This is a genomic window from Burkholderia ubonensis (genome assembly GCF_001718695.1).
Classification (GTDB): Bacteria; Pseudomonadota; Gammaproteobacteria; order Burkholderiales; family Burkholderiaceae; genus Burkholderia; species Burkholderia ubonensis_B.
This window is the reverse complement of sequence record NZ_CP013422.1, coordinates 341,884-358,512: the sequence shown is the minus strand read 5'-3', so window position 1 is coordinate 358,512 and position 16,629 is coordinate 341,884. Positions and strand designations below refer to the sequence as shown.

Here is a 16,629-nt window from a genome sequence, read left to right as displayed (position 1 = left end):
GACGGCCGGCGTCATCCGCCAAGCGGGGACGCCGGCCCACCTCCCGACGAGGATCCGATCATGAATTCCACCATCGACGGCATTGCAGCAGTCCACGATCGTCCGCCCCGCTCCGCCACCCCGTTGCGCGCCGGCCTGCTCGGCATCACGGCCGGCCTCTTCGCGCTGTGGATCACGCGCGACCAGCCCGCCCTCGACGGCGCCACGCGCGCGGTCATCGCCAGCCTCGCGATCATCGGCACGATCGCGCTGCACGAGCTCTTCATCTCGCGCGTCTACCTGCGGCCGAGCGCCGGCCTGTCGCGGCAGGCCGTGCGGCCGCTCGGCGTCGCCCGCGTCGCGGTGCGGCTCGGCGCGCTCGCGTCGGTCTACGCGGGCATCGGCATGCTGTACTGGCTGCTGCCCGAGTATCACGGCGCGTTCTACCTGCCGTTCTGGTCGCTGCTGCGCGCGCTCGCGCCGTACGTGATCGTCGCCGCGCCGGTCTATTTCGCGTGGATGGACCGCCATCAGCGCGAGACCGATGACGCCTACCTGCTGTGGGGGCGCTTCCTGTTCCGCGGCGAGCAGCCCGCGAGCTGGCGGCCGGTGCGCGAGATGCTCGCCGGGTGGATGGTCAAGGCGTTCTTCCTGCCGCTGATGACCGTCTACCTGTCGAAGGACGCCGACCACCTGAGCGCGTCGCTCGCGAACGCGATGCATGCGCCGATGTCGCTCGCGCTGTTCGTGTTCATGTACGACCTGTCGTTCACGATGGACCTGATGTTCGGCACCGTCGGCTACCTGTGCACGTTCCGCGTCCTCGACAGCCACGTGCGCACCGTCGAGCCGACGACGCTCGGCTGGCTCGCCGCGCTGATCTGCTACCAGCCGTTCTGGTCGCTGATCTCGAACAACTACATCCGCTACGAGGGCTCGATGTTCTGGGACAACTGGCTGCTCTCCGCGCCGGCGATTCGCGTGGCCTGGGGCGCGACGATCATCGCGCTGCTGCTGTGCTACGCGCTGTCGACGATCTCGTTCGGCCTGCGCTTCTCGAACCTGACCAACCGCGGGATCATCACGTCCGGCCCGTACCGCTTCACGAAGCATCCGGCCTACATCACGAAGAACCTGTCGTACTGGATGATCTCGGTGCCGTTCGTCGAGCCGCTCGGCTGGCAGGTCGCGCTCGCGCATTGCGCGGCGCTCGTCGCGGTCAACCTGATCTACTTCCTGCGCGCGAAGACCGAGGAGCGTCACCTGATGCGCGATCCGGACTATCGCGCGTATGCGGCGTGGATCGCCGAGCACGGGTTGTTTGCGCGGATGCGGCACGCGTTGGGTATGCGCGCGGCGGTGTGAGGCCGTGTAACGCGGCGGCGATCGTCGGTTCGATGAGCGGCGCGCATCCGCGCTTCGCGCCGGCGCGCCCCGAACGCGCACCGGTGCGATAATCCGTCGAACCCACGCGACGACGCCGCGCCCCTACACCGCCAACCCACCCGCCGATGGCCGACGAACCCCGAACCGATCGCGCGCACCGCGTCGACATCATCGCGCTGTGCGGCAGCCTGCGCGCCCAATCGCACAACGCAGCGCTGCTCGATGCGGCGGCCCGCGTCGCACCGCACGGGATGCGCATCGTGCGCTTCGAACGGCTCGGCGAGTTTCCACTGTTCAATCCGGATATCAAATCTCCGACGCCGCCCGCGGTGCACGACTTGATCGAACGGCTGAACGCGGCCGACGGCGTGCTGATCGCAAGTCCGGAGTATGCGCACGGCGTGACCGGCGTGATGAAGAACGCGCTGGACTGGGTGGTCGGGTGCGAAGCATTCGTGCATAAGCCGGTGGCGGTGCTCAACGCGTCGCCGCGCGCGACGCACGCCGACGCGGCGCTGAAGGAAACGCTGTCGGTGATGTCCGCTCGCGTCGTGGACGAGGCCTCGATCGCGCTCCCGATCCTCGGCAGCCGGCTCGACGCGGCGGGCATCGCCGCGCATCCGCACTTCGCGCCGGCGCTGACCGATGCGCTGCTCGCACTGCGCGCGACGATCGACGCGCAGACGCCGAGCCGCTAGCGAAGCACCGCAACGGGCGTCATCGCGCCCTCACCCGCGCGACTTTCTTCGCGGGCTTGCCGGACTTCGCTGCCTTGGCGCGCGGCGCATCCTTGTCGGGCGGCGGGCCGCCGGCCAGATCCTCGAGCCACGCCAGCGCATCCACATACGACAGGAATTGCTGAAGGTATCCCGGCGACAGGTCGCGCATCAGCGACAGCGACCGGTGCACGAGGCTGCTCGAATTGAGCGGGCCGGCATTGCGCGGCACCCGGTCGAGCGCCTGACGATACTGCTTCTCGGTGCGGACCTTCGACCAGGTTTCCCTGAAGTACTCGATCAGCGCCGGGTCGATCCCGGCCCGGTCCGCCTGCGCATCGCGCGCGAGCCGCGCGACGAGCCCGGCGAGTGCGCCGCGCGCAGGCCCCTGCGCGCCGGCATGCGCGCTGTCGCACGCAGCTGCGGTTGCGGTTGCAGCTACGTTTATGCCTTCGCTCGCGCGCGCCACGATCGCGGCGAACGCGTCGAGCAGCGTCGCGAACCGCGCGTCGAGCAGCGCGCGCGCATCGCCGTCCAGCGCGGCCGCGCGTTTGGCGAGCGCATCGAGCCGATGGAAGCGCACCGGGTCCAGCCGGTCGGCGCGCTGCTCACGCCATGCGTCGAGCATCGCGCGCACCTGCGTCGCGTCCACCGTCACTTCGCCGTTCCTCCATTCGACGCGCTCTTGCGCGGCACCGGCGCGATCTCGACGCGGCGGTTCTTCGCGCGCCCGGCGTCGTCCGCGTTCGAGCTGACCGGCTGCTCGGAGCCGAATGCGGCCGCGAACACCGACGCTGCGGGCACGCCCGCGTCGATGAACGCGCGCGTCACGGTCAGCGCGCGCTTCGCCGACAGCTCCCAGTTGTCCGCGAACAGGCGGTTGCCGGCGTGCACCTGCTGATCGTCGGCGAAGCCGCTGACCATCAGGATCTCGTCGCGCGTCTTCAGATACGCGGACAGCGGGCCGGCCAGCGTCTTCAGCAGCTCCTTCCCTTCAGGCTGCAACTGGTCGGAGTTCAGCGCGAACAGCACGTTGCCGGCGATGCCGATGCGTCCGTTCACGAGCGTCACGCGGCCGGCCGCGAGCGGCCCCGCGAGCGCCTGTTCGAGCGTCTTGCGCTGCTGCGCTTCCTGCTGGCGCTGCTTGATCGCCTCCTCGAGCTTCGAGGTGAGCTGCAGCTGCATGCCGATCACGCCGACGAGGATCAGCACGAACGCGCCGAGCAGCACCGACATCAGGTCGGCGAAGGCGGGCCAGACCGGCGCCGATTGCGCGCCGCCGTCGATTTCGTCGTGCATGCGTTACGCTCCGACGGACGCGCGCCGGCCGGCGAGCTGCTGCAGGTCTTCGACGATCTGCTTCTGCGACATCATGCTCAGGTCGATCACTTCCCGCGCCTGCGCGACGTAGTATTCGAGCTGCTCGTCGCTGCGCGCGAGCGATTTCTCCAGCGCGGCCTCGATGCGCTGCAGATGGCTCAGCAGCTTGTCGTTCGATTCGCCGAACACCTGCACGGCCATCCCGAACGCGTCGCCGAGGCTCGCGACCTCGACGGCGCCCGCGGTGACCTGCGCGGCCACCGCATCGAGCTTGCGGGTTTCGGCTTCGACCGTGTCGTTGAAACGCACGCCGACGCGATCCAGCAGGTCGGCCGACGTGCGCACGAGCGCATCGACCGCGCCGCGCTGTTCGGTCGACGCGTGATTGACCGCGTCGAGCAGCGTCTCGAGCGTGGCCAGCAGGCGGCTGCGCTCGTCGAGCATCGCGGTGTCGCGCACCATGCTGTCGGACAGGCGCTGGCGCAGCTCGGCGACGACCTCGGCCGCGGCCTTCGGCGCCTCCGACGCGGCCTGCACGAGCCGGGAGATCTCGGCGATCGTGTCGCTCGCGTGCGCCTGCGCCTGCGCGGTGATGTCGTTCGCGGTGCGGGCGAGCGTGTCGCAGATGTCCTGCTGGCGGCTCGCGGCCTGTGCGCTCGTTTGCGCCCACTCGTCACGCAGCGCGGCGGCCAGGGCCGCCAGCGAGTCGCTCCATGCGGCCAGACGCTCCTCGTCGCGTGCGGCGAGCTGCGTTTGCAGGCCCGCGTGCGAATCGCGAATCGTCGACAGCAGATCGTTCGAGCGTCGTTCGAACGTCGCCGCTTGCGCGGTCAGATCGCGTGTGGTCTGTGCGAGCGCATCGCAGATCTCCTGCTGACGGCCCGCGCTGTGCACGCCCGCGCGCTGCCATTCGTCGCCGAGCTTCGCGGCCATCGCGGCGAGCGATGCGTTCCATGCGGCCAGACGCTCCTCGTCGCGTGCGGCCAGTTGCGTTTGCAAGCCTGTGTGCGAATCGCGAATCGTCGACAGTAGATCGTTCGAGCGTCGTTCGAACGTCGCGGCTTGCGCGGTCAGATCGCGTGTGGTCTGTGCGAGCGCATCGCAGATTTCCTGCTGACGGCCTGCGCTGTGCACGCCCGCACGCTGCCATTCGTCGCCGAGCTTCGCGGCCATCGCGGCGAGCGATGCGTTCCATGCAGCCAGACGCTCCTCGTCGCGTGCGGCGAGTTGCGTTTGCAGGCCCGCGTGCGAATCGCGAATCGTCGACAGCAGATCGTTCGAGCGTTGCTCGAACGTCGCCGCCTGCGCGGTCAGATCGCGCGTCGTCTGTGCGAGCGCATCGCAGATCTCCTGCTGACGGCCCGCGCTGTGCACGCCCGCCCGCTGCCATTCGTCGCCGAGCTTCGCGGCCATCGCGGCGAGCGATGCGTTCCATGCGGCCAGACGCTGCTCGTCGCGTGCAGCCAGTTGCGTCTGCAACCCCGCGTGCGCGTCGCGCATCGCGACGAGCGCGGCCGCCGAGTGTCGTTCGAACGTGGCCGCGGCTTCGCCGAGCGCGCGCGCATGCCGGTCGGCCAGCGCGTCGCCGACCTGCTGCTGCTGCGCGAGCGCATCGCGCCACGCGTCGGACAGACGGCCTTCGGTGGACTCGAGGCGCGTCGCGACGCCGTCGAGCAGATCGGTCGAACGCTGCGCGAACGTGTCGGTGAACCGGCCGAGCGTCGTCTGCAGCTGCTGCGCTACGGCGTCGCCGGCGCGGCGCTGCTCGTCGAGCGCGCGGCCCCACGCGGCCGTCACGTCGGCGGTGGTTTGCTCGAAGCCGCCGGCCAGCGCGTCGAGCTGGCGCTGCACCGCGCCCGTCACTGTGTCGCGCAGCGCGGCCATCTCCTGCGCGAGCCCCGTCATCGTCGCGGCGACGACCGGCTGCAGCGCCGCGCCGGCCACGCGCGCGCTCTCGGCAGCGCTCTCCTTCAACGCGTCGCCGACGTTCGCGGCAAGGCCCGCATACGCGCGCTCGGTGCGCTCGAAGAAGGCGTGCTGGCTTTCGATCTGGCGATCGTGCAGCGCCGCGCTGCGCGCGTCGATCGCGGTCATCATCGTCTGCAGCCGCTCGACCAGCGCCGGCATCACGTCGGCCTGCTTCTGCAGGAGCCGGAACGATTCCTCGCGCTGATGCGCGTGCGAATGCACCCGCAGCGTCGTCGCGACCATCGCGTCGAGCTGCTGCGATGCGTCGAGCCGATCGCGGCGCACCAGCGCGGACAGCAGCCCGAGCATCGCCGAGGTCGCGACGCCGGCGATCGACGTGCCGAACGCATACCCGAGGCCCTTGACCGGCGCGATCAGCGACGCGCGGATCGCGTCGAGATCGGCCGCGCTTTCCAGCGCGGCGCCGGTGCCCTTCAGCGTCACGACCATCCCGAGCAGCGTGCCGAGCATCCCCAGCAGCACGAGCAGGCCGACCAGGTACGGCGTCAGCGACGGCCCCGGCAGCGCCGCGCGGGCGCCCTCGATGCGCGCGCGCACCGCGCCGCGCAGGCTCGGGTGCAGCGTGTCGAGCCACGCGTCGAGCGCCGGCGGCGGCTCGGTCAAGCCGGCCACCGCGCGCGTCAGCGTGGCCGTGGCCTGCCGGTAACGCTGCAGCTCCCACGCACCGGCGACGTAGCACGCGGCGATCAGCAGCGTGACGACCGCCGCCGGCGGATTCGATGCGACATAACCGGCGCCGATCCAGCACACCGCGACGAGGCCGGCCATAAATACAACGAGATCAATGCGAATTCTGGACATAACTTTTAGCTGGCGCGAAGGGCCGCGAGCAGCCCATCCACCGTTTGAAACCGGATTTCGAGTTCGGCGAGCAGGATGCTTTGCATCTCGTCGCGGAACGTGTCGAGCCACGTACCCGGCACGACCGGCGTGACCGGCGCGGGGCTCGGCGCGTCGGGCGCGGCATCGGCATCGGCATCGGCCGCTGCTTGCGCGTCGGCAAGCGCCTGCTGCTCCGCCGCGCGCAGCCGCTCGAAGTGCGCGCCGAGCAGCGCCGGCACGGTGGCCAGCAGGCTGCGTTCGCGCGCGCCGAGCACCCGCTCCATGATCGCGTCGAGCGTCGCGAGCCGCGCCATGCCGGGCGCGCGCGCCGCCAGCGCGACGCGCAGGCGGCCGCGCAGGTTGCCGATCGCCGTTTCTATCTCCTGCTGCAGGGACAGACACTGCTGGCGGAAGTCCGCGAAATCGGCCGTGTCGGCGGGCGGCGGCGGCATCTCGCCGGCGCGCCGCCGCGTGCGCGGCCGAAGGGCGCCCGTGATCGCCTGCGCCAGCGCGTGGCGCACGCGCGCGCACTCGCGCTCCGCGTCGTAGCCGCGCACGCCGGCCGCGACAGCGGGCGGGTTCGCATTCAGCGCCGAGGACAGCGAAATCGCGTCCGTCCAGCCGAGCCATTGGCTCAGCCGGTCCGCGAGCGTCTGCCGGGATTCGGGCACGTCGGCGTCCGCCAGCCGCGCGAGCAGGCGAACGAGCGTCGGGCCGCTCAATGCCGTGCGCTGGGGGGCTTGCACCATGCTGCTACCGTCAAAAAAGGCAGCAGTTTACACGTCGTCGCGCGGTCGCCCGCCAGAATCGGGAAAGCGATGCGGCACCGCACCGCGTGCGGCCGGCGGGAACGCCCGCCGCACAAGGCTCGCGAGCCGATCGCGGGCGCGCCGGCCGGGACGGCACCGCACCGCGCGGCGGCTGCTGGCCGCCGGCGAGCAAGCCGGCCGGGCTCGCGACGACGGTCGAACGGGTTCCATGAGCCTTACTCGTGCCGAACGCGATCGCTCGCAGCCGGACCATCGGCCGGCCGTGGTGACGGGGAGTCAGTGCATGGCGGATTCGCCAACCGCGCGTCGCGTCAGATCCCGGCCTTCGGCGCGTTCAGGATCAGCCGCAGCCCGAGCAGCGCGATCGCACCGGCCGCGATGCGGTCGACCCATTTCCTCGCCCGGAGATACAGCTCGCGCGGCCGGCGGGTGGAGAAGCACAGCGCGACGATCGTGTACCAGCCGAACTCGACCGCGAACACAAGCGGCGGCAGCGCCAGGTAGCACCACAGCGGCGGATGTTGCGGCAGCAGCGCCGCGAAGATGCTGCCGTACCAGATCGCAGTCTTCGGGTTGCTCAGCTGGGTCGTGAGGCCGGCCAGGAACGACTTGCGCGCGCTGCCCGCCGCGCCGGCCCGCGGATCGTCCATCGCGATCGGCCGGTCCGCGCCGCGCCAGATCTTCGACGCCATGTAGATCAGATACGCGCCGCCCGCCAGCTTGAGGGCGACATACAACCACTCGACCGCCTGCAGCAGCGTATAGAGCCCGGCGAGCGCGACGCCGCCGAACGCGATGCCGCCCACGCCCATGCCGAGCGCGGTTGCGAGCCCGTCGCGGCGCGACAGCCCGATCGAATTGCGGGCGACCAGCACGAAGCTGGGGCCCGGAATCATCGCGCCGAGCCATAGCGCAGCCAGAATGGCGAGTACGGCAGCCGATGCAGTCATCGAAGTCTCCTTTGCCTTGCGACGCCGCGACGCCGGCGCCTGCGCGTCCGTCCCGGACCGGGAAGCCACCGATTCTGGCACGCTTCGCGGGCCGCCGAAAGCGCGGCCGCACGTGCGGGGCGGCGCCAACCGGTCTACCATGGGCGCTCGCCGCCGTTCGCGCGCGCCGGCCCGGCATGCGGCTTGCGCGCTCCGTTCCCACGTTGAACCAGCGCAGGAGGACGTCATGACGCAACACTTCGACGCGATCATCATCGGCACCGGGCAGGCCGGCCCGCCGCTCGCCGCCCAGCTGTCCGGCGCGGGCATGAGCGTCGCCATCGTCGAGCGGGGCCGGTTCGGCGGCACCTGCGTGAACACCGGCTGCATCCCCACCAAGACGCTGATCGCGAGCGCGTATGCCGCGCATCTCGCGCGGCGGGCCGGCGAATACGGCGTGACGGTCGGCGGACCGGTCACGGTCGACATGCCGCGCGTGAAGGCGCGCAAGGACGAGATTTCCGCGCGCTCCAGCCACGGCGTCGAGCAGTGGGTGCGCGGGCTCGACCATACGACCGTGTTGCAGGGTCATGCCCGCTTCGAGCAGGCCGACACGGTGCGCGTCGGCGACGCGCTGCTGGAAGCCGAGCGGATCTTCGTCAACGTCGGCGGGCGCGCGCTGGTGCCGCCGATGCCCGGCCTCGACCAGGTGCCCTATCTCACCAACTCGACGATGATGGACGTCGATTTCCTGCCGGAGCACCTGATCGTCGTCGGCGGCAGCTACGTCGGGCTCGAATTCGGCCAGATGTACCGGCGCTTCGGCTCGCGCGTGACGATCGTCGAGAAAGGCCCGCGCCTGATCCGCCGCGAGGACGAGGACGTGTCGCACGCGGTGCGGGAGATCCTCGAAGCCGAAGGCATCGACGTGCAGCTCGACGCGAACTGCCTGAGCGCGCGGCGCGACGGGCACCGCGTCGTCGTCGGGCTCGACTGCGCGTCCGGCGCGCGCGAGGTCGCGGGCTCGCATCTGCTGCTCGCCGTCGGACGCGTGCCGAACACCGACGATCTCGGGCTCGCGCACGCCGGCGTCGCGACCGACGCGCACGGCTACATCGAGGTCGACGAGCAGCTGCGCACGAACGTGCCCGGGATCTGGGCGCTGGGCGACTGCAACGGGCGCGGCGCGTTCACGCATACGTCCTACAACGACTACGAGATCGTCGCGGCCAACCTGCTCGACAACGATCCGCGCAAGGTGTCGGACCGCATCCCCGCATACGCGATGTTCATCGACCCGCCGCTCGGCCGCGTCGGGATGACGCAAGCCGACGCGATGCAGACGGGACGCCGGCTGCTGGTCGGCACGCGGCCGATGACGCGCGTCGGGCGCGCGGTCGAGAAAGGCGAGAGCCGGGGCTTCATGAAGGTGATCGTCGACGCGGACAGCCACGCGATCCTGGGCGCGTCGATTCTCGGCGTGACGGGCGACGAGGTCGTGCATGCGCTGCTCGACGTGATGGCCGCGAACGCGCCGTACACGACGATCAGTCGCGCGATGCACATTCATCCGACGGTGTCGGAGCTGATGCCGACGTTGCTGCAGGATCTGCATCCGGTGGAATGAGGGGCGCCGACGTCGGTGTCGCTTGAACGCGCGTTTTCGGCTCGACGGCTTGGCCACAGCCGGCCGGTGCAGGGAGTGCCTTACGGCGGGTGGTGGGGTCGGCGGCTCGGCGGTTCGGCACGGGCGTCTGACAGTCCGAACATCCGGGTGCCCGACTACCCGTGCGCCCGAATGTCCGGGGATCGAAGCGTCATCGCAGCGATGCGCCGCGACACGCGCGCCGCATGCGCTGCTCGCGCGTGCGTCAGCTCGCGAAGTACTGCGGCCGGTCGATGTCGGCCAACAGCCCCGGCTGCGTCGGCGCCCAGCCGAGCGCCGCGCGCGTGCGCTCGCTGGTTGCGGGCGCATCCATTCCGACGAACGTCGCGAACCAGCCGAAGTACTCGCGCGCCTGCTCGGCCGAGATCGACGCAACGGGCAGATCGAGCCGCCGGCCGATCACGGTCGCGATCTCGCGAAACGGCACGCCCGTGTCGTCGACCGCGTGGTAGCGTGCGCCGCGCGCACCGCGCTCGACCGCGAGCCGGTACACGCGCGCCGCGTCCAGCTGATGCACGGCCGGCCAGCGGTTCTCGCCCTCGCCGACGTAAGCGGATACCCGTCGCTCGCGTGCGAACGCGATCAGGCGCGGCACGAACGCGTGGTCGCCGTCGCCGTGCACCGACGGCGGCAGGCGCACGACGGACGCATGCACGCCGCGCGCTTCGAGCGCGTGCGCCGTCGCTTCCGACGCGCGCGGATAGGCCGCCGACACCGGCACGTGCGGATCGTCCTCGGTCGCCGCGCGGCCCGGTGCCACCAGCGCGAGCCCCGACGTGACGACGAGCGGCCGCGCCGACCCTTCCAGCACCGCGCCGATCGTCTCGATCGCGCGGCGGTCGAGTTCGCAGTTTTCAGCGAAGCGCGAGAAGTCGTGATTGAATCCCGTATGGATGACCGCGTCGGCGGACTCGGCGCCGCGCGTCAGGCTGTCGGCATCCTCGAGCGACCCGCGATGCACCTGCGCGCCGGCGGCCGCGATCGCTGCCGCGGCGGCGTCGGAACGCGCGAGGCCGAGCACCGCATGCCCGGCGGCCATGAGTTCGGCAACGACCGCGGAGCCGACGAAGCCCGACGCTCCTGTAACGAAGACACGCATGTTCAACACCTCCGGATGAAATGGAGGCTTACTATCTGCCGGCCGCCGCGCGCGGTGAAGACGTGACGGTTTACCGGTAAACGAACTAACAGGCTATGGCTGACGCCCCCGACAACCTGCTCGGCGCGTACCTTCGGGACCGCCGCGAGAAACTCGACCCCGCCGCGCTCGGGCTGCCGTCGACGCGGCGCCGCACGCCGGGCCTGCGGCGCGAGGAAGTCGCGCAGCGCGCGCATGTGAGCACCGCGTGGTACACGTGGCTCGAACAGGGGCGCGGCGGCGCGCCGTCGGCCGACGTGCTCGATCGGCTCGCCCGTGCCTTGCTGCTCGACGACGCCGAACGCGAGCATCTGTTCCTGCTCGGCGTCGGCCATCCGCCCGAAGTGCGTTATCACGCGAGCAGCGGCGTGACGCCGCGCCTGCAGCACGTGCTCGATGCGCTCGACGCGAGCCCCGCGATCGTGCGCACGGCGACCTGGGACGTGGTCGCATGGAACGCCGCGGCCGCCGCGACGCTGACCGACTATGCGACGCTGCCGCCGGCCGCGCGCAACATCCTGCGGCTGATCTTCGTCGATCCGCGCGTGCGCGACGCGCAACCGAACTGGGACCGCGTCGCGCGGTTCGCGGTGGGCGCGTTCCGCGCCGACATCGCGCGCGGCGGCGCAACCCAGGCCGTCCAGGCCTTCATCGACGAGATGCGCGCGACGAGCGCCGAATTCGACGCGCTGTGGCGCGACCACGATATCCGCTCGCACGACGAAGGAACGAAGGAGATCCGCCATCCGCACGCGGGGCGGATCACGCTCGAATACTCGGCGTTCGCCGTGATCGGCCGTGCGGACTTGAGCCTCGTGATCTTCACGCCGACGACGGCGGCCGATCGCGCAAGCATCCGTTCGCTCGTCGCTGCGCGCGAGCAGGCTCGTGCAGCGCAGGCGCCGGCCATGTAGCGGTGCGGCGTCGCCCATACGCGCTGTCGTGCGGCGTGGACGCGCCATCGGATTCCCCACTGACAGGCAGTCGAATATTTAATTTTCAAGCGGCGCAGCGCAGCTTTACCCTTTCGGCATCGCATCGTGGGGCCGCAGGCCCCGTCCTGGAGCAATTCGATGACCGACCGCTGCACCGCGCAAGCCGCCTGCCGTCCGCGCGCCGCTTCAATGTCGTATGGCGCGCTCGCGCTGCTGGTGCTGGCCGGCATCAACCTGCGTCCGTTCCTCACTGCATTCGGCCCCGTCCTCGACTTCGTGCGCAGCGACACCGGCCTCGGCTTTCGCGCGGCTGCGCTGCTGACCACCCTGCCGTTCGTGCTGATGGGCATCGTCGCCGGGGGCGGCGTGGGGCTCGCGCGGCGCGTCGGCGAACGACGCGCGCTGACGGTCGCGCTGGTGCTGATCGCCGCCGGCTGCACCGCGCGGTTGTGGGCGGGCAGCGGCAGCGGGCTGGTGGTCACCGCGATCGTCGCTGGCGCCGGAGTCGCGGTGATCCAGGCGCTCACGCCGGGCCTCGCGAAGCGCTGGTTCGTCGATCGGCTGCCGCTCGCGATGGGCGTCTATTCGGCCGCGCTCGTCGGCGGCGGGGCGTTCGGCGCGATGACGAGCCCGTGGCTCGCCGCGCACGGCGGCTGGCGTCTGTCGCTGGCCGTCTGGGCCGTACCCGCGCTCGTCACGCTCACGTTGTGGCGAACGCATGCGCCGCGTGACGCAGCGCACGGAGCGCATGCAGTGCATGCAGCGCACGCGGCCACGGTGCCGGCGTCGGTCGCCGCGTTCGCGCGGGTGCCGCGCGCATGGCAGCTGGCGCTGTTCTTCGGTCTCTGCAACAGCGGCTATGCGAGCGTCGTCGCGTGGCTGCCGGCGTTCTATCGCAGCGCTGGCATGAGCGCGCAGGCGAGCGGCAACCTGCTTGCATGGATGGCGCTGTTCCAGGCGGCCGGCGCGCTGGCGATGCCGCTGCTCGCGAAACGGGCGCACGATCGGCGTGCGGTGCTGTGGGCGACGCTGGCGTTGCAGGCGACCGGCTTCGCCGGGTTCGCGGCAATGCCCGCGCTTGCGCCATGGCTGTGGGTCGCCAGCGTCGGCATCGGGCTCGGCGGTTTCTTCTCGATGAGCCTGATCGTCACGCTCGACCATCTTCCCGACGCACGACTCGCCGGTGCGCTTGCCGCGTTCGTGCAGGGTGTCGGGTTCCTGATCGTGGCCGCGAGCCCGTGGCTGATCGGCTGGCTGCGCGACGCGGGCGGCGGCTTCGCGATCGCGTGGTGGGCGCATGCCGGCGTGGTCGCGGCGATGGCCGCGTTGAACGCCGCGTTCGCGCCCGCCGGTTATCGGCGCAGCATGGTGCGCATTACCGGCGCGGCGTGCTGAGCGGGCAAGTTTGACGATATGGCGCGTGAGCCGCTGCGGCGCGCATGGGTGGCGACGTGAACGTATCGACCACCATGCGATTGGCGGCCTTGCGTACCGTCACGCATCGACCGACATCACTTGCTGAGACGGGACGAGCTTCGGCGGCGGGGCGCACTTGCAGATACAAAGGTCATCGCTCAATGCCACAGGCCGCCCGTCCGGCCCCGTCATCGGCTGTCGCGGGCCGACACATTGAATCTTGCCGACGGTTTTGCACGCGGGACAGATCACGTCGTCGCCTTCATGAGCGATGTGTCTGCCGCCAAGCTCGAACGGCGTTGCCGTTGCGCGGACGGTTCCGGCCACGGTCGTGTGATCGCCGTCGAGGATCATGTATCGCGTCATTTGTCGTTGCCTCGTTCAGGTATTCAATGTCTTGCCGGTTTTCTCTTACAGCGGGAAACCGGTTTTCGGATCCAGATTGTAGGCCTTCGCCATCGCATCGACCGTCGCTTCCGACGGCTTCGGTGGCGAGGCGGCGGCGTCCTGCTCCTTCTGCCATTCGAATGTGCCGTCCCACCGGGGGAGCTTTGCGGGCGGAAGGGGCACGATTTTGTCGATGTCGGGGAGTTTGGGGTTGCGGCCGTCGTTCGAGCGCAGGAATTCCAGAATCGCGCGGTATCTCCGCGAGCGCTCTGAATCATTGGTCAGCGCGAGATAATATAAACCGTCGGTTTGCGGCGGGGCCTTGAAGCCGTTACCCAGAAAGGAAGCTGACTGAATACTGCCCGCCTCCACTCCTTTTTGAAAGGCCTTTACCGCGTCCGGATACAGCTTATCGCCGCTCAAATCGATACCCAACGCGCTTGCGGCCTCACCAGATCCCTGGTCCGTAGCACACTGGCGCATCTGTCTGGCAATCTCCGGAGCCTTATCAAGCGGCGCCAGTAATTGCGCCACATACGCCTGCGCCTCCGGGTTTCCAAGATCGGCCGCCTTTCGGAAATACCGCAGTGCCGTCTCGGCATCCTGCCCCAGTCCGTACCCCGTTTCGAGATAGTGGCCGATGTCGTAGTAGCCCGATGGGATGCCTTGTTGGATCAGTCGCACGGCAAGCTCCACCGTTTCCTTCGGTGCATCGGGTGAACCGGCCAAACCGTCGGAAATCAGCGACTGGAGATTCTGATTGGCCTTGTAGTGTCCATGTGCCGCCGCGATCCGGTAATAGCGCGCCACCTCGTTGAAATCTTTCGTGCCGTCCTGCTTCTCCAAAAAGCGCGCGTAGAGAAACAGGCCCTCTGCCTGCGGATCAAGCGGCGGCAGGTGATCCGCCTGATGCGTGCAGCTGAAAGCGAGATTCGTGCGCACGGCGCTCATGTCGGGCAAAGCGGTCCCCGGCGGTTCCTTTTTCGAGCAGGCGCAGGCAACCAAGGAAAGCCCAATGATGATGGCGTATCGATTCATGAATCAGTCGGAACGGGCGATCGTGTTCGAAGCTCGCATGAAGGCCACGAGCGACGCGTATGGCTGTTGGGCCACCATTTTGTCGCATCTATTTCACACCTACCACCGCCGCCGCGAATGCGGCATCGCCAACGCGCCGCCTGGCGCATCTCAATCAAATCCATCCATCGTCGTTCCACGCCCACGTGCTGAATTCACTCACTGCCACGAAGCGATTCACCTCCGTCCGATTCAGCGGAATCGCCTGCCGAGATTCGAACGACTTTCCAGCCCGCAGCACGATCGGCCATACCAACAACCCCGCCCCACCCTCAACCGAACGCAGGCGCCCCACCTGTCGCATCCATCCATATCCACGTCGCATACGGATAAAACCTCCGCGCCCCGCCCGCCGTTAACGCGTTCGTAACCCCGGCGCCCCGAGCTTCGACGCGGCGCCCGTCGTCGTTCGTGATCCGCCATCCACATCGCCCGTCGGCCGCCGTTCGGCCGCCGGCAAGGGAACGTCATGCGCAAACTCACCATCCGCGGCGGCCTCGTCGCGACCATCGCCGGCTACACCGTGCTGCTCCTGCTGGTGGTCGGCGCCTGCATCGCCGCGCTCTACGCGGGCAACCATTCGCTCGAGGCGATGTACCGTGACGACACCGCGTCGCTGCTGCATCTGAAAACCAGCTCCGAGCGGATGCTCGTGCTGCGCGAACGCGTGAGCGACGTCGCGCAGATCATCAGCGCCGGCCAGCCGGCCAACGCCGAAATCGCGCAGCTCCATACGCTGCTCCAGCAAAGCAACGACGAGCTCGACGCGTACACGCGACTGCACGCCCGCGACGCCGACGAGCAGGCGCTGTTCGACACGCTGCAATCACGTCGCCGCACGCTGCTCGATCAGGTGTTCCTCAAGGCGATGTCGCAGCTCGACCACGACAACGCCTTCGACTTCCTCGAAACGCACCGCACCGCGCCGCCCGGGCTGTTCACCGCCTATCAGCAGGCGATCGACGCGCTCGAATCGTTCCAGGTCACGCGCCAGAAGGCGCGCTACGACGCAGCCGGCGCGCGCTTTCACCGGATCGTATGGGCGATGGCGAGCGTCGCCGCGTTCGCGCTGCTGGTCGGCTTCGTCGCGCAGCGCGTGCTGGCGAAGGCGATCATCGAGCCGATCCATCTGGCCGTCGATCAGTTCGACCGGATCTCCAAAGGCGATCTGACCGGCGCGGTCGCGATCCGCGGCGAAAACGAAATGGCCTATCTGCTGAAGGCGTTGAAGCGCATGCAGGCCGGCCTCGTCGACACCGTGACCCAGGTACGCACGAGCACCGAGACGATCGTCGGCGACGTGCGCACGATCGCGAGCGGCAACGTCGATCTGTCCACGCGCACCGAACAGCAGGCCGTCTCGCTGCAACAAGCCGCCGCAAGCGTGGAGCAACTGACCGCGACGGTGCGCCAGAACGCGGACAACGCACGCGATGCCCGCACCTACGCGCAGGGCGCGGCCGGCATCGCGGCGCGGGGCGGCGATGCGATGCGGCGCGTCGTCGAAACGATGTCGGCGATCTCCACCAGCTCCGCGCGGATCTCCGGCATCGTGGGCGTGATCGAAAGCATCGCGTTCCAGACCAACATCCTCGCGCTGAACGCCGCCGTCGAAGCCGCGCGGGCAGGCGAACAGGGACGCGGCTTCGCGGTCGTCGCGACCGAGGTACGCGGGCTCGCGCAGCGCTGCGCGTCGGCAGCGAAGGAAATCCGCGAACTGATCGGCAACTCCGCGCAGCGTGTCGAGGACGGCAGCGCGCTCGTCGCGCTCGCCGGTTCGGCGATGTCCGAACTCGTCACCGCGGTCGAGCGCGTCAACGCGATCATGAGCGAAACCAGCACCGCGTTCGACGAGCAGACCGCCGGCATCGAGCAGGTGAACGCGGCCGTGATCCAGATGGAACAGACGATGCAGCGCAACGCCGCGCTCGTCGAAGAAGCGGCGGCGGCCGCGCTGTCGCTCGACGATCAGGGCGCGCGGCTGAGCGATGCCGTCGCGCAGTTTCGTCTGCACGGCGCGGCGACGGCCTGATGGCACGCTGATGGCACGCTGATGGCGCGCGAGCGGTGAGCCGTGACCGACAGGCGACGCCCAACCG

At 69.6% G+C, this 16,629-nt stretch carries 14 protein-coding genes; 6 read left to right on the top strand and 8 right to left on the bottom strand.

Going from position 1 to position 16,629, the window contains the following annotated elements; all coding sequences use genetic code 11:
* Window positions 1-60 precede the first annotated feature (60 nt).
* Both WJ35_RS21570 and WJ35_RS21565 read left to right on the top strand, forming a co-directional pair.
* On the top strand, window positions 61-1,344 hold the full coding sequence (locus tag WJ35_RS21570; RefSeq protein WP_069239959.1) for an isoprenylcysteine carboxylmethyltransferase family protein: 1,284 nt from the start codon (window positions 61-63) through the stop codon (window positions 1,342-1,344).
* A gap of 146 nt (window positions 1,345-1,490) precedes the next feature.
* A complete protein-coding gene (locus tag WJ35_RS21565; protein WP_069239958.1) occupies window positions 1,491-2,063 on the top strand; it encodes an NADPH-dependent FMN reductase in 573 nt (190 codons plus the stop codon).
* Window positions 2,064-2,082: 19 nt separating this feature from the next.
* On the opposite strand, the gene WJ35_RS21560 is transcribed toward WJ35_RS21565, so the two are convergent.
* From WJ35_RS21560 to WJ35_RS21540, 5 genes are all read right to left on the bottom strand, one after another.
* Window positions 2,083-2,739, bottom strand: coding sequence for a DUF2894 domain-containing protein (locus tag WJ35_RS21560; protein ID WP_069239957.1), 657 nt, complete (start codon window positions 2,737-2,739; stop codon window positions 2,083-2,085).
* Window positions 2,736-3,380 carry an OmpA family protein gene (locus tag WJ35_RS21555; protein WP_069239956.1) on the bottom strand — a complete coding sequence of 215 codons (645 nt, stop codon included), beginning with the start codon at window positions 3,378-3,380 and terminating at the stop codon, window positions 2,736-2,738. Before WJ35_RS21555 ends, WJ35_RS21560 begins: the two co-directional genes overlap by 4 nt.
* Window positions 3,381-3,383: 3 nt before the next feature.
* Entirely contained in the window at window positions 3,384-6,191 is a 2,808-nt protein-coding gene (locus tag WJ35_RS21550) for a DUF802 domain-containing protein (protein ID WP_069239955.1), read from the bottom strand.
* 5 nt (window positions 6,192-6,196) lie between these two features.
* Window positions 6,197-6,961, bottom strand: coding sequence for a DUF3348 domain-containing protein (locus tag WJ35_RS21545; RefSeq protein ID WP_069239954.1), 765 nt, complete (start codon window positions 6,959-6,961; stop codon window positions 6,197-6,199).
* A gap of 332 nt (window positions 6,962-7,293) precedes the next feature.
* Complete coding sequence (locus WJ35_RS21540; protein ID WP_011881420.1) at window positions 7,294-7,932, bottom strand: LysE family translocator; 639 nt, start codon at window positions 7,930-7,932, stop codon at window positions 7,294-7,296.
* A gap of 226 nt (window positions 7,933-8,158) precedes the next feature.
* Here WJ35_RS21540 and WJ35_RS21535 point away from each other — a divergent pair, with 226 nt between their 5' ends.
* On the top strand, window positions 8,159-9,538 hold the full coding sequence (locus WJ35_RS21535) for an FAD-containing oxidoreductase (protein WP_069239953.1): 1,380 nt from the start codon (window positions 8,159-8,161) through the stop codon (window positions 9,536-9,538).
* 244 nt (window positions 9,539-9,782) lie between these two features.
* Here WJ35_RS21535 and WJ35_RS21530 read toward each other — a convergent pair whose 3' ends face one another.
* The gene (locus tag WJ35_RS21530) at window positions 9,783-10,676 is read right to left on the bottom strand and encodes an SDR family oxidoreductase (RefSeq protein ID WP_069240594.1); all 894 of its coding nucleotides are present in this window, start codon (window positions 10,674-10,676) and stop codon (window positions 9,783-9,785) included.
* Between the two features lie 95 nt (window positions 10,677-10,771).
* Here WJ35_RS21530 and WJ35_RS21525 point away from each other — a divergent pair, with 95 nt between their 5' ends.
* Entirely contained in the window at window positions 10,772-11,629 is an 858-nt protein-coding gene (locus WJ35_RS21525) for a helix-turn-helix transcriptional regulator (protein WP_014724503.1), read from the top strand.
* Window positions 11,630-11,788: 159 nt separating this feature from the next.
* Window positions 11,789-13,045 (top strand): cyanate transporter, encoded by a 1,257-nt coding sequence (locus tag WJ35_RS21520; protein WP_059735651.1) that lies wholly within the window; start codon window positions 11,789-11,791, stop codon window positions 13,043-13,045.
* A gap of 99 nt (window positions 13,046-13,144) precedes the next feature.
* Here the strand turns inward: WJ35_RS21520 and WJ35_RS21515 are convergent, their stop codons facing one another.
* Window positions 13,145-13,432 (bottom strand): PAAR domain-containing protein, encoded by a 288-nt coding sequence (locus tag WJ35_RS21515; RefSeq protein WP_011881415.1) that lies wholly within the window; start codon window positions 13,430-13,432, stop codon window positions 13,145-13,147.
* Window positions 13,433-13,477: 45 nt separating this feature from the next.
* Complete coding sequence (locus WJ35_RS21510; RefSeq protein WP_221417822.1) at window positions 13,478-14,491, bottom strand: sel1 repeat family protein; 1,014 nt, start codon at window positions 14,489-14,491, stop codon at window positions 13,478-13,480.
* A 508-nt stretch (window positions 14,492-14,999) separates the two neighbouring features.
* Here WJ35_RS21510 and WJ35_RS21505 point away from each other — a divergent pair.
* On the top strand, window positions 15,000-16,562 hold the full coding sequence (locus WJ35_RS21505) for a methyl-accepting chemotaxis protein (protein WP_059567524.1): 1,563 nt from the start codon (window positions 15,000-15,002) through the stop codon (window positions 16,560-16,562).
* Window positions 16,563-16,629 lie beyond the last annotated feature (67 nt).